At 47.9% G+C, this 24,674-nt stretch carries 22 protein-coding genes; 14 read left to right on the top strand and 8 right to left on the bottom strand.

The features are described 5' to 3' along the window. Window positions 1-2 precede the first annotated feature (2 nt). A complete protein-coding gene (locus tag CVV54_09380; GenBank protein PKL03681.1) occupies window positions 3-1,334 on the top strand; it encodes a UDP-glucose 6-dehydrogenase in 1,332 nt (443 codons plus the stop codon). A gap of 198 nt (window positions 1,335-1,532) precedes the next feature. On the opposite strand, the gene CVV54_09375 is transcribed toward CVV54_09380, so the two are convergent. The 4 genes from CVV54_09375 to CVV54_09360 form a co-directional block, all read right to left on the bottom strand. After that, window positions 1,533-2,747 carry an alcohol dehydrogenase gene (locus tag CVV54_09375; protein PKL03680.1) on the bottom strand — a complete coding sequence of 405 codons (1,215 nt, stop codon included), beginning with the start codon at window positions 2,745-2,747 and terminating at the stop codon, window positions 1,533-1,535. Window positions 2,748-3,141: 394 nt separating this feature from the next. Further along, window positions 3,142-4,317, bottom strand: coding sequence for a serine/threonine protein phosphatase (locus CVV54_09370; GenBank protein ID PKL03679.1), 1,176 nt, complete (start codon window positions 4,315-4,317; stop codon window positions 3,142-3,144). Continuing rightward, the gene (locus CVV54_09365) at window positions 4,298-6,040 is read right to left on the bottom strand and encodes a histidine kinase (GenBank protein PKL03678.1); all 1,743 of its coding nucleotides are present in this window, start codon (window positions 6,038-6,040) and stop codon (window positions 4,298-4,300) included. The genes CVV54_09370 and CVV54_09365 overlap by 20 nt, the downstream gene beginning before the upstream one ends. Then, window positions 6,037-6,285, bottom strand: a complete 249-nt coding sequence (locus CVV54_09360; GenBank protein PKL03677.1) for a hypothetical protein — start codon at window positions 6,283-6,285, stop codon at window positions 6,037-6,039. Before CVV54_09360 ends, CVV54_09365 begins: the two co-directional genes overlap by 4 nt. Window positions 6,286-6,677: 392 nt before the next feature. Here CVV54_09360 and CVV54_09355 point away from each other — a divergent pair, with 392 nt between their 5' ends. From CVV54_09355 to CVV54_09330, 6 genes are all read left to right on the top strand, one after another. After that, window positions 6,678-8,375: a dihydroxy-acid dehydratase gene (locus CVV54_09355; GenBank protein ID PKL03676.1), complete on the top strand. Its 1,698-nt coding sequence runs from the start codon at window positions 6,678-6,680 to the stop codon at window positions 8,373-8,375. A gap of 164 nt (window positions 8,376-8,539) precedes the next feature. Further along, window positions 8,540-9,403, top strand: a complete 864-nt coding sequence (locus tag CVV54_09350) for a branched-chain amino acid ABC transporter permease (protein PKL03675.1) — start codon at window positions 8,540-8,542, stop codon at window positions 9,401-9,403. A gap of 13 nt (window positions 9,404-9,416) precedes the next feature. Then, entirely contained in the window at window positions 9,417-10,325 is a 909-nt protein-coding gene (locus tag CVV54_09345) for a branched-chain amino acid ABC transporter permease (GenBank protein PKL03674.1), read from the top strand. Then, the gene (locus CVV54_09340; GenBank protein ID PKL03673.1) at window positions 10,315-11,082 is read left to right on the top strand and encodes an ABC transporter ATP-binding protein; all 768 of its coding nucleotides are present in this window, start codon (window positions 10,315-10,317) and stop codon (window positions 11,080-11,082) included. The genes CVV54_09345 and CVV54_09340 overlap by 11 nt, the downstream gene beginning before the upstream one ends. Next, window positions 11,072-11,776 carry a branched-chain amino acid ABC transporter ATP-binding protein gene (gene livF / locus CVV54_09335; protein PKL03672.1) on the top strand — a complete coding sequence of 235 codons (705 nt, stop codon included), beginning with the start codon at window positions 11,072-11,074 and terminating at the stop codon, window positions 11,774-11,776. The genes CVV54_09340 and livF overlap by 11 nt, the downstream gene beginning before the upstream one ends. 61 nt (window positions 11,777-11,837) lie before the next feature. Then, complete coding sequence (locus CVV54_09330; GenBank protein PKL03671.1) at window positions 11,838-12,995, top strand: ABC transporter substrate-binding protein; 1,158 nt, start codon at window positions 11,838-11,840, stop codon at window positions 12,993-12,995. Between the two features lie 56 nt (window positions 12,996-13,051). Here the strand turns inward: CVV54_09330 and sdaAA are convergent, their stop codons facing one another. Then, window positions 13,052-13,930, bottom strand: a complete 879-nt coding sequence (sdaAA, locus tag CVV54_09325; GenBank protein PKL03670.1) for an L-serine ammonia-lyase, iron-sulfur-dependent, subunit alpha — start codon at window positions 13,928-13,930, stop codon at window positions 13,052-13,054. Further along, window positions 13,927-14,595 (bottom strand): L-serine ammonia-lyase, iron-sulfur-dependent, subunit beta, encoded by a 669-nt coding sequence (gene sdaAB / locus CVV54_09320; GenBank protein ID PKL03669.1) that lies wholly within the window; start codon window positions 14,593-14,595, stop codon window positions 13,927-13,929. The genes sdaAA and sdaAB overlap by 4 nt, the downstream gene beginning before the upstream one ends. Before the next feature lie 197 nt (window positions 14,596-14,792). Between sdaAB and CVV54_09315 the strand changes: the two genes are divergently transcribed. The 7 genes from CVV54_09315 to CVV54_09285 all read left to right on the top strand — a co-directional run bounded on the left by CVV54_09315 (window position 14,793) and on the right by CVV54_09285 (window position 21,920). Next, window positions 14,793-16,226 carry a Fe-hydrogenase large subunit family protein gene (locus CVV54_09315; protein ID PKL03668.1) on the top strand — a complete coding sequence of 478 codons (1,434 nt, stop codon included), beginning with the start codon at window positions 14,793-14,795 and terminating at the stop codon, window positions 16,224-16,226. Window positions 16,227-16,631: 405 nt separating this feature from the next. Then, window positions 16,632-16,799: a lysine biosynthesis protein LysW gene (gene lysW, locus CVV54_09310; protein PKL03667.1), complete on the top strand. Its 168-nt coding sequence runs from the start codon at window positions 16,632-16,634 to the stop codon at window positions 16,797-16,799. Between the two features lie 17 nt (window positions 16,800-16,816). Continuing rightward, window positions 16,817-17,644 carry an L-2-aminoadipate N-acetyltransferase gene (locus tag CVV54_09305; protein PKL03726.1) on the top strand — a complete coding sequence of 276 codons (828 nt, stop codon included), beginning with the start codon at window positions 16,817-16,819 and terminating at the stop codon, window positions 17,642-17,644. Between the two features lie 208 nt (window positions 17,645-17,852). Further along, complete coding sequence (gene argC / locus CVV54_09300; protein PKL03666.1) at window positions 17,853-18,902, top strand: N-acetyl-gamma-glutamyl-phosphate reductase; 1,050 nt, start codon at window positions 17,853-17,855, stop codon at window positions 18,900-18,902. 57 nt (window positions 18,903-18,959) lie between these two features. Beyond that, window positions 18,960-19,772: a uridylate kinase gene (locus CVV54_09295; protein PKL03665.1), complete on the top strand. Its 813-nt coding sequence runs from the start codon at window positions 18,960-18,962 to the stop codon at window positions 19,770-19,772. Beyond that, window positions 19,757-20,887 carry an aspartate aminotransferase family protein gene (locus CVV54_09290; protein ID PKL03664.1) on the top strand — a complete coding sequence of 377 codons (1,131 nt, stop codon included), beginning with the start codon at window positions 19,757-19,759 and terminating at the stop codon, window positions 20,885-20,887. The genes CVV54_09295 and CVV54_09290 overlap by 16 nt, the downstream gene beginning before the upstream one ends. 1 nt (window position 20,888) lies before the next feature. Then, on the top strand, window positions 20,889-21,920 hold the full coding sequence (locus tag CVV54_09285; protein ID PKL03663.1) for an acetyl-lysine deacetylase: 1,032 nt from the start codon (window positions 20,889-20,891) through the stop codon (window positions 21,918-21,920). A gap of 275 nt (window positions 21,921-22,195) precedes the next feature. On the opposite strand, the gene fsa is transcribed toward CVV54_09285, so the two are convergent. Together fsa and CVV54_09275 are read right to left on the bottom strand one after the other, a co-directional pair. Then, a complete protein-coding gene (gene fsa, locus CVV54_09280) occupies window positions 22,196-22,852 on the bottom strand; it encodes a fructose-6-phosphate aldolase (protein PKL03662.1) in 657 nt (218 codons plus the stop codon). Between the two features lie 173 nt (window positions 22,853-23,025). Then, complete coding sequence (locus CVV54_09275; protein PKL03725.1) at window positions 23,026-24,399, bottom strand: oxaloacetate decarboxylase; 1,374 nt, start codon at window positions 24,397-24,399, stop codon at window positions 23,026-23,028. Window positions 24,400-24,674 lie beyond the last annotated feature (275 nt).

Raw genomic sequence — 24,674 nt, 5'->3', positions numbered from 1 at the left:
ATATGAGGATCTGTTTTGTAGGCACCGGATATGTGGGTCTCGTAACGGGGACCTGTTTTGCAGAAAAAGGCAACGATGTATGCTGCGTAGACATCGATAATAAAAGGATCGAAGACCTGAACAGTGGCATAATACCGATATACGAACCGGGACTTGAAGAACTGGTCAAAAAAAACAGGGAGGCCGGAAGGCTCTCTTTTTCTACTGAGATCAAAGAGGGGATCAAAAATGCCCAGCTTTGCTTCATAGCAGTCGGTACCCCACCCTCCAGCAATGGCAGCGCGGACCTTGCACAGGTACTCAACGCACTGGACAGCATAGGCTCATGCATAGACCATTCATGCTTCATTGTAGTCAAATCCACAGTGCCTGTCGGCACAGGGACACTGCTCTGGAAGCGCATAAGGGCGCACATGCACGAGAGAGGGCTTGAGAAGATAAACCTCGAAGTCCTTTCAAACCCCGAATTCCTCAAAGAGGGAATGGCGATAGAAGACTGCCTCAATCCCGACAGGGTCGTAGTAGGAGCAGTCTCCGACGAAGCCCGTTCAATAATGCGCGAGCTCTATGCCCCATTTGTTTCCGAAGAGAGGATCTTCTTCATGGACCCATCCTCGGCAGAGATCACAAAATATGCCGCAAACGCTATGCTTGCCTCCAGAATCAGCTTCATGAACGAAATCGCACAGCTTTGCGACAAGGTGGGCGCAGATGTTCTTTCTGTCAAGGAAGGCATCGCCTCTGACAGGCGCATAGGGAGCTTTTTTCTGAACGCCGGCTGCGGCTACGGAGGCTCATGCTTCCCAAAAGACGTCCAGGCCCTTTGCCACATCGGAGAGGGACAGGGACTTGATATGACGATGGCCTCTGCAATAGACAAGGTAAACCGCAAGCAGAAAGAACTGCTGCAGATAATGGTAAGGGAAAAATTCGGCAACAGCATGGAAGGTCTCACTATCGCTGTCATGGGACTTGCTTTTAAACCTCATACCGACGATATGAGAGAGGCCCCATCCATATCCCTTATAAGGGGACTTCTCGACTGCGGTGCCTCAGTAAAGGCTTACGACCCCATTGCAATGGATCAGGCCGGGATGATCCTTCCCAAGGATGTCAGATATTCTGGCAGCATAGAAGAACTGCTCGAGGGAGCCGATTCTGCTGTTCTGGTAACAGAGTGGCCTGAGTTCAGATGTCTTGACTGGGAAAAACTGCGCCCGCTGATGAAAAGCATGATCCTTTTTGACGGCAGGAACATTTATGACCCATCGGAAATGCAGAAACTGGGTTTCGAATATTACTGCATAGGCAGGAACAGACGCCCTGCAAAATAACGTCAAATATCAAATATATAAAGACAGGCTTCGTAGTTCCGGAAAGCCTGTCTTTTTATTTAGTAAAAGCCTCTATGGAAACATACATAAAATTCAATACATAACAAAGAGAAGCGCGACCGCCGTACAAATAATACATGCGCAGTCGCCCTCTCTTTGTAAGAAAATTTATTTTAGATCCACCTTGTCTTCACAGGCTTACTCAGATTTAAAGAACATTGAGTCGCGGTAAATCTTCTCAATAACCTTATCATCCACTTCTATTGGTGCAAGTGAAAGCAGAAGTCCGAGTGAGGGAGTGTTCTGTGCAAGGTTCACAAGATGCATGATATCTTCTTCCTTGAAGCCTTCGTCAGAAAGCTTCTCTTTTGTCCCCATACTCACAAGCCATTTTTCAACTCCTGCGGCAGCTTTTGATGCTTCTTCAGGAACTCCCTTCAGCCCTGGAACTATCGCAGTAAGTATATCTGCAAATATTTTAGGAACTGCAGGGTAAGAAACTTCCACCACTGCAGGAAGTATCATTGCGAGTCCAAGGCCATGTGTAAGTTCAGGTTTTACACCCGAAAGGGGATGTTCCAGCGCATGGGTAAGATGCAGCATCCCGTTGTCAAATGCTATCCCGCCTATCATTGATGCATAGAGCAGATAATAACGTGCTTCGAGGTCATCAGGATCCTGCATTGCCTTAGGGAGCCATTCGTCGACTAACCTTATAGTTTCTTGTGCAAGAAGAATAGTGTAAGGTGATGCAACTTTTGATGTCGCAGCTTCAATAACATGGTTCACCGCATCTATAGAAACAAACTTAGTCTGTTCCGGCGATAGTTTTGTCATAAGAGCTGGATCGTCTATTGCATAGAGCGGATATATACAGTCATAAGCAATAGCCGGTTTGTAATCCTTCTCAGGAAGACTGACAACAGCAAATCGATTGACTTCAGAGCCTGTACCATGAGTCAGGTTAATAGCAACGATCGGAGCGGCTCTCTCTGGTGTGAATTTATACTCGTAAAGCTGCCTTGCATCATATTTAGGGTTCTCCATTAGTATTGCAACACTCTTACCCGTGTCTATGGGGCTTCCGCCACCTATAGCAATGACTGCTTGTGCACGGAACTCCCTGGCCAACGCTGTTGCCTCATCGACGGAATCAACAGTCGGGTTAGGCGTGACTTTATCGTAAAGCACATAGTCAATTTTGTTTACGTTAAATGCTTTTTTTACGACATCCCATGCACCGGTTTTTTTATATGATCCTCTCCCGCTTACAACAATTACTTTCGATATACCTTTTTTCTTAAGATCACCTAATATTTCAACTATTTTGTTGATCGCACCAACACCAAGATATGCAATAGTACGGCAGCGTATTTCGCGAACCTCATTAATTTTATTTTCTTTTTCCCACATAAGGAACACCTCCTGATTTTTTTAAATCACTAGATTGTGATTCAAGTAACTTTATGTTGTACAGATAGTACTTTATTTCACGTTGTTTGTCAAATGCGTATTTTTACTCATTTTTATTTATTATAATTTGTATAAATACAATTTATAGCATTTATAACTTGCATGTAGAAATTTTTGTATTCTATATATAAATACAGAACTGAGTAACTATTATTTACTCAACTTTCCCATCCATTGTTATTAGCGGATCCAAAACCTCTATTGTCCGTTTTTCTGCATGTTTTTGATCGGAAATGAAGTGAGAAAGTTGAGTTATTCAGAACAAGATGGACCGGTAAAATCAATCTCCGGTCCATCATAATTAACAGCATTCACCCTGCTGATCAATATTTAGTTAGTAATAACGCTTTTCTACCCTGCGGCCAAGCTTTAACATCGAAGCTGCCAAACTCTCCATAAGATACCATTTAACACGCAGTCCCGGCGGGAAATTCTGATTTTGATGCGCAGGATTGACAGCTTTGCCAATGAATAAATTAAGATCAGTACACTGTTCAATAAGTATTTTGGCCAATTTTGAAGTACCGTTTGAGGAATCAAGTTCATCTGTTATTTCCTGAGAAACAGGATCAAGAATATATTTATCGATTATCTCCAGTGTGTTCTTTATAGTCATGACACCTTCAGTTACAAGATCCATGCCCTTTATGTAAGCAGTAGGAGGAAAATCTGATTTTTCGCAATCAATATTTACAACCAAATCACGCTCCAGCTCACGTGCGAGTATCTCTGAGCTTGTACCCCCGCATACAATATGGATAGCATCCGTAGCAACAAAGTCTGAAACTATTCGGGCATCATCATTAGGGTCCTTTGGCGGGCCGGAAAAAATTGAAACATTCTGATGTTTCATTATATGTACAATTGAAACCGTAGTATCATCTCCGGGCTTACCTAAATAGAGATCTTTACATACACTTAAAACATTTTGAATTATTCTGGGCGGGGAAAGTTCTTTAACGCAAAGATTGCTTATATATTCTGCCAATGCATCCAGTCCCCAGCCGAAGCTAAGCGTTTCTCCCATTCCTGCCTGAGTCACTCCGTCACTTACGATAAAAAAATAATCACCTGAATATACGTCAAAATGGCTCTCTCGAACAGGTTTTCCCCCTATATTTTTCTCTACATAATCCAAAGAAACCTTTTCTCCGTTACGCACAAGTATACAAGGCGGGTTATCATATTCAACCAGATATCCTATGCCGTTATTTGATATTTGAAGGATCATAAACGTCGAATATGCAAGCCCTCTCTCTTTACAGACAGGCAGAGTGTGTGCAATAGTGTCGACAGTATCCTCTATAGCAGCACCCCTACTTATCATAGTAGAAATTATCTTTGAAGTGAGCGTTGAAAGAATATTGGCCTTTACACCGCTGCCCAATCCGTCAGAAAGAACCAGCAAAGCACTGTCTGCATTGTTTACCAACTGCACTCTATCGCCGCATAACTCCTCGTCCTTCTTATTAAGACTACTGTAGTAAGTCTCAATGCATAGTTTTTCCATTATTCTCTTTGCCTTCGTATATGATCAAATCTTTAAGCTTAGTAAGTGTTACCTTTGTCTCAGCTGTAGTTTCTCCGAGAAGACTTGCTATTTCCTGCGCTACTGTCATTTGTTTATCAATAACAGTCTGTGCCATATCCATGGTATCAAGCTTCATCTTATTGAGCAATTCATCTTCCCGCTCTTCACTTGTAATATCCTTAAGAAAGGCCACTGCAATATCTTGTTCAGGAATATAAACAATAGCCTGATTTACAATTATCCCCTGCCTGTCATAATGCACCTTGCAAAGCGGCTGCGATTCTTTGTTTCCGATTGCAACCGCAAAATCTACCGGATCAAGAAATTCATCTATACGACTGCCGACAATATCGTTTCTCGTTAGATTAAACAATCTCTGCGCGGCAAGGTTGCATTCAAGTATCATTAATTTATTGTCTATTGCTATAATATAATCTGGACTAACAGAAAGAGTAACATTAGAAAGTGTTTCGGAAATTTGCGTCATATACGGCATGCACATATTGAGCTCAGCCTTTTTCTGATATACGGCAATTGCCTTTTCACGGCAAGTTCGGTATCCGCAGCTTCCGCAGTTTAATTCTTGTTCAGGAGTATTTTTACCTATCTGCGCAAGAATATTACGTATTGTCTTCTCATCCGGGATATCCTGATGAAGTGCGTCCGGTTCAATTTCCCTGTTAAAAACGATGCCATCTATTGGAGGCTGTTTCTCTTTTTCCATCTTTTTTATATAACGACGCATTTCTAAGCTGAGACTAATCGGCTGGTAATCTGAGTCGGGTTTTTCCGGACCATTTATACAGCTTCCGTAACAGGTGCTGGCCTCTATAAAACAGTTATGTATCTTTCCATTATCCATCTCCTGAAGGAGTTCTGTAAGATCTTTTGTCCCCTGTACACTAATAAAAGTGTATTTTTCTTCCGCCAATGAACCTGGGCTAAGGTTCGATTTCACATCGTCAATAATCCCCCCATAAACAGGATATATTGAGGATGCTGTCGGAACATTTCCGAAATAGCCGTCTTCAAGGTCGGAAAGTAAAATGTCCTTTTCGCTTAGCCATGCAGCAAGTTGTTTAAATGTAACAACATGGTCTATATAGTGGGGCAATGAAATTCTTGCTTCTTCAATTTTTGATATACATGGTCCAAAGAACACTACAGATACATCTTCCCCCCACTCCTTAAATATCATCTGTCCGTGTGTTTCCATAGGAGAAAGGACTGGAGCGAGCTGTTTTGTCAGATTAGGAAAATATTTTTGAACCAAAAAAACTGTCGAAGGACAGCAAGTGGTTATCATGTTATCCATTATGCCTTCTTCAAGAATACGTGCATATTCCAGTGTAACAACATGTGCACCAACAGCAGTTTCTTCAACACCGTCAAAGCCAAGCTTTAGCAGTGCAGCTGCAAGTTTTAATCTATTTTCTGAACCAAACGATGATACATACGAGGGGGCAAGTGCGGCAACTTTTTTTATGGTTTTATCTTCCAGCAACTCTTTTACAATAGTAATATCGTTAATAAGAGATTTCGCCTTTTGAGGACAATTACGTATGCATCTGCCGCATAAAATACAGGCATCTTCAATCACTTCCACGTGATTTTCACTATATTTGATAGACTTGACCGGGCAAACCTTGAGACATTTATAGCAATTTTTACAGTTAGCTTTTGCAACATTGATATACTTCATGATTCAAGCCACCTCTTTATTTTGGTCTCAAAGAACTCAGCAATTTCATTGGGATTTACGGAGAACATATCATCTGCTATCTTTATCGAAACTTCTTCAGAAGGACACATACCCATGCAGAAAGATCCGCGGAGTTTGACTTGATTTTCAAGACATCGTTGTTTAATCAGAGAGTTAAGGACCACAACAATGTTGTTTGCCCACTTAAAATAGCAAAAACTTCCTAAAGATATAGCCACATCCAAATTACTCAGCTCCTAAAAGCAAAACCTTTCGTAAATATTATTATTGTGAACAAATTCACACAATGACATTATTGCTTATTTAACTTTCACTTCAGACAATACATTAAGAAATCTTTATCTCACCTGGCCCTACAGCAAAATTTTGTTGGCATCAAGAATTTTTATTACAGTTAAGAATAAGCTTCCATTTGCCTTTACCGTATATCTGGTAAATTTTGGACCAGTCAGCCTGGCACGGTTTAAATTTGCATTACCAAATAACAGACAAAGATAATATAATATAGAAATCGGCTGATATATCATGAATATCTTTAAACCATTTATTACTGGCAGTTGCAGTTTCAGGGAGTTACCGACTGCCGTATAAAAATAAGAAAGGATTGATACAACTTATGACATACAGATCTAAAGAACTTGGGTTATTCTCAGGTAAAGGTTCATCATCACGCCGCGCGATATATAAGGGCTGCGGCTATGACGACGTTGATCTCAGCAAGCCTCTTATAGGAATAGTAAATACGGCCAATGACGCAGGACTCGGGCATGTGCATCTCGACAAGCTCGCAAACCGTGTCAGGTCAGGGATTTTACAGGCTGGAGGAACTCCTTTCGAATTCGGAACTATCGCTACTTGCGGCGCAGTACCTATCGGTATGCCCCATTTCAGGTATGAGCTCGTAATAAGAGATGTAATTGCATCTTCAGTTGAAATAATGACCGGTGTACAACTCCTGGACGGACTTGTACTTCTTGCATCATGTGACAGCATAATTCCGGGCGTGCTCATCGGAGGCATCAGGGCTGACGTGCCCTGCATAATGCTGACAGGCGGCCCACAGGAAGTTTTCAAAAGTAAAGGACGCAGCATAGTCATGAGCGAGCTTGATCAGCTCGTTTTCGGAGCGGACTATGCTAACGACGAGGCACGCGAGAAGATCCGTTACCTAGAGGACCACGTATGCCCCGGACCCGGTGCATGTTCCCTAATGGGAACTGCAAACACGATGCAGATACTTGCGGAAGGCCTTGGCATGGCACTTATCGGTTCTTCAACAGTCCCCGCAATGTCCGCTGAAAAAGAACGATACGCCACTCAGACAGGAAGACACATCGTCGAACTCGTAAAAAACAACATCAAACCTAAAGACATACTTACAAGGGAAGCACTCCTCAACGGAGTGATACTGACCATGGCGATCGCAGGTTCTACAAATGCAGTTCTCCATCTCCTCAGCATAGCCAGGGAAGTCGGAGTCAAACTTACACTGGATGATTTTGAAAAACTTTCAGAAACGATCCCTGTCATCAGCCGCGTGATACCTACAGGAAAAGCAACTGTCATCGACCTCTACAACGCAGGCGGAGTCCCGGCTGTAATGGGTGAGATGAGTGATTACCTAAACAGAGAGGCTATTACAGTTTCAGGGCATACTGTCGGAGAAATATGTGAAATGAGGAGATCATCTGACCATTCCACTCTTACAACAGTTAAAGATCCCGTTTTCGCAAACGGTGGAATAGCCGTTATCAAAGGCAACATCTCTCCAAACGGCGCTATATGCAGAACTACCACTATCTCTCAGAAGATCAGGGTCTTTGAAGGACCGGCCAGGGTCTTCCATTCGGATGAGGAAGCTCATTCTGCGGTCGTTTCAGGCAGGATCAAAAAGGGAGATGTCGTCGTGATCAGGTATGAGGGCCCAAGGGGAGCTCCAGGCATGAGAGAGATGATGATGACTACAGACGCACTTGTCGGTATTGGAATGGGGCAGGACGTTTTCGTTCTCACAGACGGACGTTTCTCAGGATTCACAGAGGGCGCGGCAATAGGCCACATCTCGCCTGAAGCTGCCGTAGGTGGCGTGATCGCAGTAGTTGAAGAGGGAGACAAGATCAAGATTGATATCCCTGCTCGTACTGTCAATCTTGATGTTCCTGGAGCGACAATAAAAGAGCGCCTTGCAAAATGGAAACTGCCTCTTAAAAAATCACGGGGAATACTTAGCATATACGCAAAAACAGCATTACAGGCACATGAAGGAGCTATGATAGATGACATAGTCGGATCGGAAGATCAGGTGACAGGATAACTCCCCTGTCACCTGATCTATTTTTTTTGAAAGGCGAAACAACTTTCCATGTTAAATTGCACTCCTTTGTTTTAAAAATACCTACAAAGGAATCATTTTACAACTTAACAAAAGGGAACTAAAATTATTAAGTTGAAACAAACCTTCTGAGAGGGATTGATGTAATGCAGCTTTTCATAGAACAGCTTCTGAACGGACTCGCTGCCGGATCCATGTACGCTCTTATCACTCTGGGGCTGGCACTCATATATGGAGTGATGAAGATACTTCATGTTGCCCATGCTTCTGTCTATACAGCCGGAGCATATATGGGGCTCTTCATATACACCTCAACAGGCAGCATGCTTCTGGCATTTATCGGATCCATGATATTCTGCGCCATCATCGGCGTATTGATAGAACGGCTGATCTACTACCCACTTTTAAAATATCCTCCATACGTGCCCCTTATAAGCAGCATTGCGCTGCTCATAGCTATTGAAGAGCTATGCAGGCTCGTTGCAGGCCCAGAGGTACGAACATTCTCTGCCGATCTGCCCTTCCCCTCTTTATCAATATGGGGTGTGACCATCTCCTCCACTCTGGTAGCCGTATATTGTATTTCTTTTACAGTGCTGGTGCTGCTGTGGCTGCTTATGACAAAAACTGAACTGGGGCTTGCGATGAGGGCAGTATCGCAGGACATGGAAACAGCATCTTCCTTTGGTGTGAACACTCAGTTGACCATAGCTCTCACATTTGTTATCGGATCGGCTATCGCAGCAGTGGCAGGGATCCTTATCGGCATCTACTATAACCAGGTCTATCCGATGATGGGGCAGGTCCCCGCATATAAGACACTTGCCTTTATAGTAGTCGGCGGCATGGGGTCCGCTCCGGGAGCCGTACTTGCCTCAATGCTGCTGGGTCTTGCCGAGACATTCCTTATCGGTTACGCAAACATCCCGATGCCAAGGGATGCACTTGCTTTTATCGCCATGATAATTATTCTTATGTGGCGTCCCACCGGACTTATGGGAAAGAGATAGGGGAGGCGATATCATGAGTATCTACATGATAAATGTCGCAACACAGATAATCATCCAGGCCATTGCAGCCTGCGGCCTGAACATAATCGTAGGCCACGCCGGTCAGATATCACTGGGGCATGCAGCATTTGTGGGGATCGGAGCCTATTCGAATGCTATGCTCACGACTGCGGGCGGACTGACTTTCTGGCAGGCACTTCCCATATCACTTCTGATCGTTGGACTGATAGGACTCCTCTGCGGCCTTCCCAGTCTCCGTGTCAAAGAAGACTTTCTTGCAATTACGACCATCGGCATAAATTTCATCGTAGTTGCCATTTTCCAGTACACACCGGCATTGGGCGGAGCCCTCGGCATAGGTGGGATCCCAAATGTGGCGTTCTTTGGTTATGAACTTAAGGCCAGGGCCTTCTTCTGGTTCTGCCTCCTCTGTCTGTTGGCAGTACTGGCTATAAGCTGGTTTTTCACAAAATCCTGGCTTGGTCTTTCATGCTTCGCTATAAGGGAAGAAGAGACGGCCGCTTCAAGCATGGGGGTATCCCCCGTAAGGGCAAAACTTTCTGCTTTTGTGTTGGGGACCCTGATGGCAGGACTTTCAGGGATCTTATATGCCCACTACATGAAATTTATCAGCGCTGATTCATTCACCTTTCCATTTTCTGTAACATTGCTTTCCATAGCAGTGGTCGGCGGTCTGGGAACACTTTTGGGACCTGTTGTCGGGGCTGTTGTACTGGGTATCCTTCCTGAGGTGTTCAGGCCCCTGGTCGATTACAGGATGTTCCTTTACGCCGCTCTCCTGCTCATGATGATAAGATTCCTGCCCGGCGGACTTCTGGGCGGTTCAGACCTTCTCTCAGTAAAGAACCTCAGAAAAAGAAAAGCCGCAGCAACTAAAGGAGGTGGCAAAATTGACCGATAAGATCCTTTCAGTCAAAGACCTCTCTATTAATTTCGGAGGACTGAAAGCACTCGACAATGTCAGTTTTGATATCGGCCGGAAGGAGATCCTTGGACTGCTCGGACCTAACGGAGCAGGCAAGACCACCTGTTTCAATATGATCTCAGGAGTTTACAAACCTACATCAGGCGAGATATACCTTAACGGAAAAAGGACAGACGGTATGTCTCCACACCAGATGGCCGCATTGGGAGTAGGAAGGACATTTCAGGTCGTAAAGCCTTTCAGCGGGCTAACTGTTGAAGAAAATGTGATCGTATCGCTTGGGATGCCTCAATACAACAAATTCATAAAATCGTGGAAATTCTGGAACACTCTGGCCAATAAAAAAGCTGCCGAAAATATATTAAAAACCGTAGGTCTGGATGGAGAGGCCTCTGTTAAAGCAGGATTGCTCCCATTGGGCAATCTTCGCAAACTTGAGATAGCAAGAGCCCTCGCTCTTGACCCCACCCTCCTGCTTCTTGACGAATGCTTCTCAGGGCTGAGGCATGAAGAGATCCAGATCGTTGAAGATCTGATCAGGCGGATCAGGGAACAGGGAGTCTCTATCCTTCTCATCGAACACAATATGCGTGTTGCTATGGGGATCTCTGACCGTGTCGTCGTTCTCGATCACGGGAGGAAACTAGCCGAAGGCACTCCTTCCGAAGTCTCCGCTGATCCGGCAGTGATAGAGGCATATCTGGGGAAAGGAGAGACTGCTGATGTTGCTTGAAGTAAGTGATCTCTCAGTTTCATACGGAGACATTGAAGCCGTTCACGGAATAAGTTTCCATGTTGAAAATGGGGAATTTGTGTCAATAATCGGAGCTAACGGCGCGGGGAAAACAACTACTCTCAGGGCTCTTATGGGGCTGCAGAACGTTAAGTCAGGCAAAATACTGTTTGATGGAACTGATATTACAGATATGCCCGCGCATAAAAGAGCGAACCTAGGGATAAGGATAGTTCCGGAGAGAGCAAGGTGTTTTCCGCAGCTCACAGTATATGAGAACCTGAGGATGGGTGTATACGGAAAATCCTCATCGCTGAAGAATGAGCTCGGAAGCATATATGAACTTTTCCCGATACTTAAGGAGAGAAGCGATCAATATGCCAACACACTTTCAGGGGGAGAACAGCAGCAGCTGGCCATAGCACGTGCCCTGGTCTCGTCTCCTAGGCTGCTTCTCGTCGACGAAGTATCGATGGGACTTATGCCGAAACTGGCAACACAGGTATTTGAGGTCCTCAGATCACTGAATAAAGATAAAGGACTTACAATCCTTCTTGTTGAACAGAATGCCCTCTCCTCATTGAAAATTTCAGACAGGGGATACGTCCTGGAAACAGGAAATATCGAGATTGAGGGGCTCTCGTCAGACCTCATAAATGACGACAGGGTCAGGGAAGCATATCTGGGTTCATAAAATTTGTGCGTTTCGGCAGGTCATTCGTGATCTGCCTGATCAATTTAAAGGGGGAGTCATAATGAGTAAATTTTTCAAATCTATCGCACTTGTTTCATGTCTTGCAATTCTTTGCTTCTGCGGGACTGCATTTGCAGCAGAGACAGTAAAGATCGGTATGCTCGCTCCACTGACGGGATTCGCAGCTGCTGACGGGTTCAGTGCATATGAATCAGTCAAGCTGGCAGTTGAAAAAGTCAACGCCGAGGGCGGAGTTCTTGGGAAAAAGGTCGAACTGATCTGCTATGATGACGCTGCAGACCCAAAGCAGTCAGTGCCTCTCGCACACAAACTTATCGGGCAGGACAGGGTCGTAGCATTCGTAGCCGGCTCATACAGCCTTCCCACACGCGCTGTATCCGCTATTTTCAACGACTCCGAGATACCGCTGGTATCAGCTTATGCGCTCCATCCTGACATCACCAAGGGAGACTTTACATTCAGGAACGGCTTCCTCGGCACAGTTGAGGGAAAGGGCGCCGCTTACACTGCAGTAACTATGCTCAAGGCTAAGAAAATAGCTCTCATAGTCAGCGACAACGACTTCGGAACGACACTCACACAGGGTTTTGAAGAGTTCATGAAGGATCATCCCGAAGCGAAGATCGTATCTCTCCAGAAATATCCGATGAGTGAAAAGGATTTCAAACCTTATCTTTCAAAGATGAAGGCTGCCGAGCCCGATGCGGTATTCTTCAGCGGATACTATTTCCAGGTCGGTCCCGCAATGAAACAGGCCAAAGAGATGGGCATAAAAGTCCAGTTTATTGGAGAAGAGGGCGCTGACTCTCCCAAAACGATCGAGATCGCCGGTAACGCCGCCGAAGGTTTCATAATGGTCACAAACCTTAACAGGGATGACAAACGCCCATTCGTCCAGGAATTCCTGAAGGCATACCGCAATCGTCACAAGATCGAACCCGACATGGTCGGAGCCTCTGCCTATGACGGATTTATGCTTCTCGTAAACGCGATCAAACAGGCAAAGACAACTGATGGGCCTGCTGTGGCAAAAGCCCTGGCGAAGACAGCAAATTATGACGGCCTCACAGGACTCATCAAGGGCTTCACTCCTGAAGGCGAAGTTGTAAAGCCGGTCCAGGTGCAGACCGTCAAGAACGGCCTGTTCCGTTACTACGGCGTAATTACAGATCCCAAACTCATCACGCCAAGCAAATAGAATTTAACATTGCATTAAGCAAAGAGCCGGTCTCTCTTTTGAGACCGGCCCTATTTTTATATTTTCTTTGCTCCGAGACCTTTGACAAGCGCCTTTGCGGTCGGTGTAACTGCCAGGCCGCCCTTTGACGTCTCCCTCAGCGAGGGAGGGATAGATCTTCCTATCTGCCCCATCGCGTCAATGACTTCGTCAGCGGGTATCAGCGAAGTTATCCCGGCAAGTGCCATGTCAGCCGCCAGTGCGCCGACAGCAACAAGGAGACCGTTCCTCTTGATGCAGGGAGACTCAACAAGCCCTCCGACAGGATCACAGACCAACCCAAGTACGGACTTCAGGGTCAGGGCGACGGCATTCGATACCGCTTCGCATGATCCTCCCTGAAGATATACAAGCGCGGCAGACCCCATTGCGGCAGCAGCTCCGCACTCTGCCTGGCATCCGCCCTCCGCACCGGCAAGTGTGGCTCTGTTGGCGATTATCTCACCGACAGCTCCGGCAACTATGAGAGCGCGGGTAATTTCTTTATCGGTATTTTCATGTCCGCCCCCGTAATATTCCTCCCATGCAAAGAGCATACCGGGCAGTATGCCACAGCTTCCTGCAGTAGGGGCCGCAACTATCCTTCCCATGGAGGCGTTGTACGTTGCAACTTCAAGTGAAATGGCAGAGGCCCTGAGAATGAAACCTCCGCACATGCCACCTTTTTCGGAATACGCCCTTATGAGCGGACCGGTCTTCGGCACCAGCCTGCATGGGTTGTTGCTGCAGCTCGCCTCTTCGGCGGAGCGGCGCATGTCTTTGAGCCTTGAGGATATCATTTCGAATATCTGGTCTGCGGGAACTCCGGTCGCCTCGGAGTCGGCGGCGAGAACTGTCTCGTAAAGGGGGATCCCCCGCTCATCGGCCAGCTTCATCAGGTCCTGCAATGATCTCATAATGCCACCCCCGGTATAGAAATTACCCTTACTATTGCATCGTGCACTCCTTTGACCTCTTCAGGCCTCACTGCTGATTCGTTGCTGTCGAGCTCAAGGACCATTGTGGCCAGGCCGCCCCTTGAATCCCTATGGAGCTTCATAGTCGCTATGTTTATGCCGTGCGAGGAAAGGTACGTCGTCACTGCTCCCACAACTCCTTGTACATCCCTGTTCATGATTATTATCACTGGCAGCAGGCATGATACATCCACCTCGAACCCGTCCAGCTCCTGGAGCGATACTGCTCCTCCTCCAAGGGAAGCCGCTGTTGCATCCATCTTCCTTCCATTCTCATCCCATATCTCTATCCTTACCGAGTTTGGATGGGCTCCTTCAGGATCTTCTTCATAAAAATTAAATTTCATTCCCGACCTCAGCGCAAGTTCCCTTCCGTCCCGGACTTCGGGGTCGTCGGGTGCATACCCAAGCAGGCCGGCCAGGAGCGCCCTGTCTGTGCCGTGTCCCTCACCGGTGGTGGCAAAGCTCCCCCTCATGTAGATGTTTGCGTTTTTGACCTCTCCGCCCCAGCAGAGCCTCACGATCCTTCCGATGCGTACGGCACCGGCTGTATGGCTCGAAGAAGGTCCTATCATTACAGGGCCGATAATATCCCAAACAGGCATGCATACTCCCCCTGTCAAAAGTGATCTTGATGACAGCACTAATTGTATCAGCAGATGTGCAAACATGTGAAAGATAACGCTTCTGACAATTTACACTTTTCCGTCTCTTTTCAAAATAAGCGGAACCATATTGCGCTTTGTCATGTTTGGGTATAGGATTCTGCGAATGTTTGCAAACCAAACGGAGGGATTGTGAATTGAAGAATCATCTCGTCAACACCAAAAGATGGATAATCAGGAAAATAGCAGAATCCTTTTGGGGGGATAATTTCAGGCAGGGCATCAAGCGTCTCCCTTTTGAAAGGATTCCGCCCGGCTCGGAGGCTAAATACCGCTGCTGCGTCTATAAGGAGCGTGCTGTAGTAAGGTCAAGGGTCCTTGCGGGACTCGGATTCAGCGTCGAAGCTGACGATGAGATGACATCCCTTCTTGAATATGCCGATGCTGCATTTAAAAGAAGACGCATAGAAGGGCCCCCTCTGACGATAATCGATATCGCATGCAAGGGATGCGTCAACTCAAGATTTTATGTTACGGAACTCTGCCAGGGCTGCCTCGCCAGACCCTGCGAAACCTTATGTCCATTCGGAGCCATCACAGTAAAAGAGGGACATTCATCAATAGACATAAAAAAATGCAGGAACTGCGGTAAGTGTAAAGATGCGTGCCCTTATCACGCGATATCAAAAATATCTGTCCCCTGTGAGGAAAGTTGTCCGGTGGATGCCATCACAAAGGGAGAACATGGAGTCGCGGTCATCGATTTCACAAAATGCATAAGCTGCGGCTGCTGCGTTGCGGCATGTCCTTTCGGAGCGGTCCTTGAGAGAAGCCAGATCGTCGACATACTGCGGGCTCTTAAAAGCGGGAGAAGAGTTGCCGCTGTCACAGCTCCGGCCCTTGTAGGACAGTTCAGCGCGCCTTTGCGCAAACTGGTAACTGCCATGAAAAAACTTGGATTTTCAGAAGTTGTGGAAGTGGCAAGGGGTGCAGAGAGGACTGCAAAGGAAGAGGCTGAAGAACTCATGGAAAGATTGTCTGCAAACGGGTCATTCATGACGACCTCATGCTGTCCTGCATATATCCAGACTGTGCGCAGACACATGCCTGAGATGCTGCCGCACATCTCGGACACGCCAACACCGATGCACTATACCGGTGAAATGATCAAATCAAAAGACCCGCGGACTTTGACAGTATTCATAGGACCCTGTGTTGCAAAGAGAAGAGAGGCAATGGAAGATTCATGCGTTGATTACATCATGACCTTCGAAGAACTTGCTTCTGTCTTCGAAGCAGCGGGAATAGACCCAGCGGCATGTGAAGACGACACGGAACTTCCGGAAGCATCTGCTGAAGGAAGGGGTTTCGCACTGAGCGGCGGTGTAGCAGCAGCAGTAAAAAGCGTCATTGGGAGCGAAAGAGAAATAAGGACTGCCTGCATAAACGGAACAAGCAAATCCGAGATCACAAGGATGAGAGCCTACGCGAAGAACGGAGGACCTTTCGATCTGCTTGAAGTGATGACATGCGCCGGAGGATGCGTAAACGGCGCAGGAGTTATCAATAGAGATCTAAAAGCCAGGGAAGAGATACTAAAACTGGTATCGGAAAGCAAAAAATTGAATTAAGCGAATGCTGAACGTCTGACATCACACAAAATTACATATCACGCAAAGGGCCGGTGACCGTTAAGGGTGCCGGCCCTCTGCGTGCATTTATATCTGTAGTTATTGAAAATGCTCCCTCAAACAGGCGTGATATAAAAATTTTTGTAATACCGTTTTGTAATACAAGACAAACTTTTTCTTTAAGCTATTGACACTTCTAAAATAAGTAGTATGATTCCACAGCATATAATTAATCAAATTTATATTATTTGATTCACAACGTTCATTTATAGACCCGAAATTGAACTTTTTTAGTAATTTAGAAAAAGATAAATATTTAACAAGCTATATTTTCTGAATATTTATTGATATAAATCAACGAATGTTGATTTATTAATAAAAAACTAAACCATAGGAGGTAATATTATGACTGCTACATGTACTGTTTGCGAAGCACAGGTGGCTCTGCCAAATGACTGCTGCGAAGGTGAGCTTCTTATCTGCGGGGACTGCGGGACTGAACTTGAGGTGATCGCCCTTGATCCCATCACTGTAGAAGAGGCTCCTCAGGTCCAGGAGGATTGGGGAGAGTAGCCTTGCCGACACTGCGTATACTATTTACAAGGCTTAGGGTCGAAGAAAAACTTCTGCGTGAAGCGGCGGAAAAGCAAAACATTCCCTGCGAACTGATGAACGTCTCCGACGTATGGTACGGTGAGAAGCCTTTCTGCGGCACTGATGATGTCGTCCTTGCCAGGTGCGTCTCCCACAACCAGAATGAAGCCGTAGCACAGATACTGGAATCACAGGGGATCAGGGTGGTAAATCCCTCATCTGTAATGGCGGTCTGCGGAAACAAGCTGACCACAAGTATAGCCCTTGCAAAAGCCGGAATCAGCCAGCCTAAGTTCAGAACAGCATTTTCTCCCGAGGCAGCGGTCGAGGCCCTTGAAGACCTTGGATACCCGGCGGTATGCAAGCCCGTAAGCGGAAGCTGGGGAAGGCTGCTGGCAAAGATCAACGACCGCGAGGCAGCAGAGGCGGTATTTGAGCACAAGTCGATGCTCGGGGCGATCCACAACACATTTTATATTCAGGAGTACATAGAAAAGGGCGATTATGACGTCAGGGCATTCGTTGTAAACGGAGATCCGATTTGCGCCATAACCAGAAAGAGCGCCCACTGGATCACAAATACGGCAAGAGGCGGAGCAGCTTCGAACCTTCCACTGAATGATGAGATAAGCTCCGTTCTGAGATCGGTGCACAAAGCGATCGGCGGGGAATTTCTGGCTGTGGATCTCTTCAGAAAAGAAGGGGAATGGCTGGTCAATGAGGTCAACGACGGCGGAGAGTTCAGAAATTCCATCGAACCCACAGGAACAGACATACCTGCGGCAGTGGTAAAGGCCGCATGGGAGAGGAGACCTTCCCGATGATAAATTTGATGACCGCAGAACTTATTGATCCTAAACAGGTGTCGGCAAATAAATGCAAGCACGGGATAAAGCGTGGTTGCACAATGGGCCGTTTGCTTTTGCAGTTTAGTCAGTAACAGTGATTTGTGACATTCTGTAAAGACCGGCCCGCTGCCTGAAGAGGAGCGGGTTTTTTGTTGCCGTAAATTTAAAATGGGAGGAACCGTAAATGAATAGGAAGATACCTGTCATCATATGGGGAGCAACGGGATTCACTGGAGGAGAACTGCTGAGGATAATCGCACGCCACCCTTACATGGAAGTTGCCGGAGCCGTTTCAAGAAGCAAAGCCGGAACACCGATCGGAGCCATACATCCGCACCTGCGTTTCGCATATCAGGATGTGAATTTCATCTCACCGGAGGAAGGCGGAGAGACCCACGCCGAACTGGTTTTTCTGGCACTGCCACACAAAGCTGCGGCAGAGACGGCAAAGAAAAGGCTTTCAGCCGGACAGAAAGTCGTCGACCTATCCGCCGACTTCAGACTCAGAGACCATGAACAATACAAAAGGTGGTACGAAACAGAGCATCCATGCCCCGAACTGCTGGAGGGGGCAGTCTACGGCCTTCCTGAGCTGCACAGGCAGGAAATGGCGGGTGCAAAGCTGATCTCCGGCGTCGGATGCAACGCAACATCAGCCATCTTTGCACTTCACCCTCTTGCAAAAGCGGGCCTTATTGAAAATGCCAGGATCGAATGCCGTGTCGGCTCTTCCGAGGGAGGGGCTGAAGCCAAAGAAGGAAGCTCCCATTCGCTCAGAAGCAGGTCACTCAGAGTGGTCTCCCCTTTCCTCCACAGGCACATGGCGGAAGTCATCCAGGAGCTCGCACTCCCCGAAGAGAACATCAGCATGACTGTAACGGCCGTTGAGCTTGTAAGGGGAATACAGTGCATAGCGCATGTAACACTCAACAGGACATTAAAGGAAGCAGACATTTGGAAGCTCTTCCGCGCTCAATGGTCAAATGAGCCGTTTGTATCAGTTTCACCTGCCAAACCGGCTCATTTGCGCATACCTGATCCAAGGTTCGTACTTGGAAGCAACAGGGTCCTCACGGGATTTGCCCTTGCCGAAGACGGACGCCGCGCGATAGCGGCCTCGGCAATTGACAACCTGCTCAAGGGCGCAGCGGGATCCGCGGTACAGTCCGCAAACATAATGTGCGGTGCAGAGGAAACAGCCGGGCTCGAAATGATGCCCCTCTACCCTGCTTAACATACGGGATGTTTTTTAGGATCGGCATAGAGATCGGGAAGAAACGGAGGAGAGGTCATGATCGGAGTGGTTAAGATCGGGGGCGCCGAGGGCAACGAGCTTGGATCGCTCATGTCAGAACTGGCGATGAGGGTCACCGGTGGTCAGAAATGGGTGCTCGTACATGGTGCAAGCGGAATAATGGACGGGCTCTGCAGGGAACGTGGGGTCAAAATCAGGATGGTAACAAGTCCTTCAGGTTACAGAAGCCGTTACGTCGGAGAAAGTGAAATAAAACTCTTCAGGGAGGCAGCCCTCACATACGGGGACAAAATCAAAAATACACTTGCAGATTTCGGGGCTTCTGCCGAATTTCTTGATCCGGAAACGACAGAAGGCGTGTTCGCGGACCGAAAGGATATACTCAGGGAGTATTCGGGAGGAAGGACCCGTATTCTCCGCGGCAATTACAGCGGGACTATTTCCTCAGTCAGTGGAGAAAAGATCATTTCGGTCATAAACAGAGGACTGATCCCCATCCTGCCCCCACTGGGGCTGGACAGCAACTCAGGGTTATCGCTCAACATCGACGGAGACAGACTTGCCGCCTCTGCAGCCAAAGCGGTGAATGCGGATATCCTTGTGATCCTGTCAAACGTTCCGGGGCTGATGAAGGACATAAATGACCCGGAATCACTGATAAAAAGCCGTTCTTCGCTGGGTGCCTGGGAAAAGCTCGAAGAATTCGCAGTCGGAAATATGAAAAGAAAACTTCTCGCCTGCCGTGAAGCATTTGACCTGGGGGTCCCCAACATCCACCTTGCAGACGGAAGGGTCGCAGAACCGCTTAAAAACGCAGAAATGGGGAACGGAACATGCCTGACTCACTAAGCTCACTTTACGGCGGACGGGGGATCGCGCTCACTCACGGAGTTGGCAGCCATGTCTTCGATTCCGCTGACCGCGGATACATAGATTTTTTCAACGGACACGGCGCTTCGCTCTTCGGGCATTCCCATCCGCTGCTGACAGAAGCACTGGCAAGGGCGGCAAAGGGAATATGGACCAGCGGAGCCGGATTTGAATCGCCCGTCCGTGAAAAGCTGGCGGATGAGCTTGGTCTGATGCTTGGAGAGGGCAGGGTCTTTCTCTGCAACAGCGGCACGGAAGCCATCGAAGCCGCACTCAAGCTTGTTCTCACACTGAGAAAGGGACGCGGGCGCATACTGGCATGCAGAAGGGGATTCCATGGACGTACCTGCGGAGCTCTCTCAATAACCTTCAACCCCAAATACAGGGAACCTTTCATGCCGCTGGTAGGTAAGGCGGAACACTTTTCCATGGTCGACATCGCTGACAATATCGACGATGATACGGCAGCTGTCTTTATAGAACCGGTACAGGGAGAGGGAGGAATCTTTGCACTTCCTGCCAAAACAGGAAATAAAATTACCGAAGCGTGCAGAAAACACTCTGCCCTTCTCGTATCCGATGAGATACAGAGCGGCCTCGGAAGGTGCGGTGCGCCTCTTGCAAGCAGCCTTACAGGACTGGATCCCGACATGGTCTGCCTGGCAAAGGGCCTTGCGGGCGGGATACCTGCCGGGGCACTGGTATGGAAAAAAGAGCTCGGAGACTTTTTACCCCACAGCCATGGCTCCACATACGGAGGAAACGAGCTGGCCGCGACAGTTTCTCTGGCTGTCCTTTCAATGGTCATGCACAGTGAACTTCCTCAAAAAGCAGCCAGATCGGGAGAGTTTTTCAGATCCCGAATATCTGCTATAGAAAGCACACACATAAAGGATGTCCGCGGCATGGGACTTCTTAATGGCATAGAGCTGGACATTCCCTCCGTCGGAGTGGTCAAAGCCCTGCAGGAGAACGGTCTCCTCTCCCTCACCGCAGGTCCCCGGACTTTAAGGTTCCTGCCCTCATTTGCCGCTGAGGAAAAGGACTTTGAAGATGCGGCCCTGATCCTGGCAAGAACTCTGGAGGCATTTTGACATGGGACTCCCTGAATCAGCCAGGCTCCTGGCAGATCTTGTAGCTGTCCCCAGTCCGACCAGACACGAAGCTGATGCTGCAAGGATGCTGGCAGACAGGCTCCCCCGCTTTGGATGGAGCGGCTCGCACCTTGACGGAGCAGGCAGTGTTGTTGCAGAACGGGGAACAGGAGATAAGGAGCTTGTCCTGCTGAGCCACATCGATACCGTACCAGGAGGCCCGGAAGTTATCATCAACGAACAGGTGATCCAGGGACGAGGAAGCGTTGACGCAAAAGGTCCGTGCTGTGCAATGGCTGTAGCGGGAGGTGCTGTTCCAGTACCGGAGGGATGGAGGATCACCTTTGTCGCAGCGGTAGGAGAAGAGATCGACTCAAAGGGAGCAAGGTTCCGCATGCCCCTTCACTCCCCCGAGGCATGCGTCATAGGCGAGCCCACTGGGAGCGACGGCGTAGCGATCTCCTATAGGGGCAGGATCCTATTTGACATTAAGGGCGAAGACGATGGGGCGCACAGGTCCGGAAGTCCGGGGCCAATAACTGATTCAGTCATGGCAGCATCTTCCATAATAGATATAACCAGAAACATGGGGAAGGGCTGGTCTGTGGCGATAATGGAAATGGAAGGACATGAGGCAGGCAAAAGAAGCGCCAGCATCACAATGGACCTCAGGACTCCTCTGGGGGCCGATCAGGAAGAGCTCGAACTTATGATAAGAGAGACCGCAGCGGCCTTCGGGGTAAGATCCGAAATTATAGAATATGTGCCTCCCTACGGGGTCCATAAGTCCGATCCCGTAATACGGGCCTTCAGGAACGCTATACGGGACTGCGGTGAGACTCCGAGAGTGCTGGCCAAGCAGGGGACATGCGATTTCAACGTTCTGTCACCCTGGGGCTGCCACATGGGAGCATACGGGCCCGGCAACTCCTTATACGACCACAGTTCCAATGAACAGATCCCCGTATCCGAATATCTGAAGGGGATAGAAGTCCTGAAACTCGCCCTTCCGAGAATAATGTCCTCCATTTGAGCAGCGGGCGGAGAATACGTCCGCCGGGGAATTTGCAGCCTTTGGCTGCGGAGAATTTGCGACTTTCGTCGCTGGAGAATTTGCATCGCTTCGCATCGCGGGGAATTTGCCTGACCCTGTCAGGCGGAGAATTCAGGATTTATGATTTAAGGGCCGATTCAACGCTGAATGGATCATTCAGCAAATTCTCCGCGAGTGCTTCTCTCGCAAATTCACCGCGGTGGTGACACCGCAAATTCTCCGCAGCGCAGACGCTGCAAATTCTCCAAGGGTGGTTATTTCTTAGCTCCCAGATACTTTTCCCAGTCCTTGTTGAACTGGTCTATCCCCTTCGCTGTCAGAGGATGGTCAAACATCATTTTGAGAACTTTGAACGGGACTGTCGCAATATGCGCCCCGGCCTTTGCTGATTCAAAGACATGAGCCGGATGGCGAAGGCTGGCTGCGATTATTTGCGTCTCTATCCCGTAGATATCGAATATCTCTGCTATATCCCTGACAAGCTGCATCCCGTCTTCACCGATGTCATCCAGGCGTCCGACAAAGGGACTTACATAAGTTGCACCCGCAGCAGCCGCCAGAATAGCCTGGTTCGCTGAAAAAATAAGGGTCACGTTGGTTTTGATACCCTCTTTTGAAAGCTCCCTTACAGCTCCAAGTCCATCCGGACAGAGCGGGATCTTTACTACTACATTAGGATCTATCTTAGCGATCACTCTTGCTTCCTCGATCAGCTTATCTTTTTCGAGCGACACTGCTTCAGCGCTGACAGGCCCCTTAACAGTCTCCGCTATCTCACGTACTCGGGTGTGAAAATCCACGCTGCCCTCTTTTGATACAAGAGTAGGATTGGTGGTCGCTCCTGCGATAATGCCCCATGAACAGGCTGTCCTTACTTCATCGATATTTGCGGTGTCGATAAAAAATTTCATTATTTTCATCCTTTCCTGATGTTTGGCATCACATTTGGGTCTGAAAAATAATCTTTCTAATTTAGAATTGTATCCTATTTTTCATATCTGAGAGAAATAAAATAGGGGCCTCCGGGTAATTGGTTTTAGAGGCCCCTTTGAGTCATTATTCGGTTATTTCGTCTATCCGCCTGCTATATCGCGTATGCTTCCGGAGATGCCTGTTCTTCAAGACCAATGTCAACGCAGTTTTCCTTTGCAAACTTTTTGGGCAGGAAGTCTTTGGCGACCTGCGGGAAGAGAACGTAGCTCAGAACATCCTCAGGCTGTGTCATCCAAACGCCCATCTCTTTTTTGGCGGCCTCAAGCTCAGGCTCGATCTTTTCTCCGGGTCTGCAGGTGATCGGGATCTCGTCGCCAAGCACCTTCTTCTGGATCAATGGATCGACAGGAGCCGGAGTTGTTCCATAGTAACCCCTGAAGTACTGATATACTTCCTTGGACACCATCTTCCAGCGTTCTCCTGAAATAACGTTCATGGCTGCCTGAGTACCTACAAGCTGGCTGGTCGGGGTAACAAGCGGAGGATAACCCATCTCTTTGCGGACCCTCGGGACTTCCTCCATGACCTCTTTGAACTTATGTAAGGCATTCCCCTCCTTAAGCTGGCTCTGAAGGTTTGAATACATCCCTCCTGGTACCTGATAGAGCAGTATGTTGATATCTACTCCGCTTACTCCCATAATTATGTCGCTGTACTTTTTCTTCAGGCCCTCATAGTACTCTGCAACAGGCAGGAGTTTCTCAAGAGAGAGATGCGTGTCCAGCGGACCGCCTTTAAGTGCAGCCACCATTGCTTCTGTTGCAGGCTGGCTCGTTCCCATAGCAAACGGGGATATTGCGCAGTCGATAACGTCAGCCCCGGCCTCAAGTCCCGCAAGATAACTCATTGCGGCCATTCCGCTGGTGTAGTGGCTGTGGAGCTGCACCGGCAGGTTTACCTTCTTTTTGATAGCCTTAACAAGTTCGGAAGCGGCAACCGGAGACATAAGTCCTGCCATGTCTTTTATACATATCGAGTCGGCCCCCATGTCCGCCATGTCTTTAGCCTGCTTGGCAAAAAGATCAAGGGTATGGACGGGTGAAATGGTGTAAGAGATGGACATCTGCAGTTCTCCGCCCTCTTTTTTGACGGCTTCAGCTGCAATGGACATGTTGCGCAGGTCATTGAGCGCATCGAATATCCTTACGATATCTATCCCGTTGCCTATCGCCCGCTTTACAAATTCACGGACTGTCTCGTCGGAGTAATGCCTGTACCCAACCAGATTCTGCCCTCTGAGCAGCATCTGGGTCTTTGTCTTCTTCATCCGTTTCTTGATCTGCCGGAGTCTGTCCCATGGGTCTTCGTTCAGGAAACGCATTGCAGAATCAAAGGTAGCTCCCCCCCACATCTCCACTGAATGGTAACCGACCTCGTCCATTATCTCGCAAATAGGGAGCATGTCGTCTGTCCTCAGTCTCGTTGCCATTATGGACTGGTGGGCATCGCGGAAAGCAGTCTCCATTATTCCGACTCTCGGTCTGGGGGCGGCGGCAATTTTCTCCGGTTTGGATGCCTCTTTCACTTCGATAACAGTTTTTTCTGTCTCTTCAGCAACGCACTCTTTCACCGTTTCCGCAGCCTCCTTTCCATTGCAGTCAGCAGAGCAGTTCACTTTTGTAGCTATCACGCGGCCCTTGATATCCTTGATCTCCTGCTTTACTTCATTTTTTTCCATTTACTGCTAGTCCTCCATTTTCATGGCGGCCATATGGCTGAAATAACGCCAGCGCGCCTTTA

This window comes from Synergistetes bacterium HGW-Synergistetes-1 (assembly GCA_002839185.1).
Lineage (GTDB): Bacteria > Synergistota > Synergistia > Synergistales > Synergistaceae > Caenicola.
This window is presented reverse-complemented; position numbering and strand designations above follow the sequence as displayed.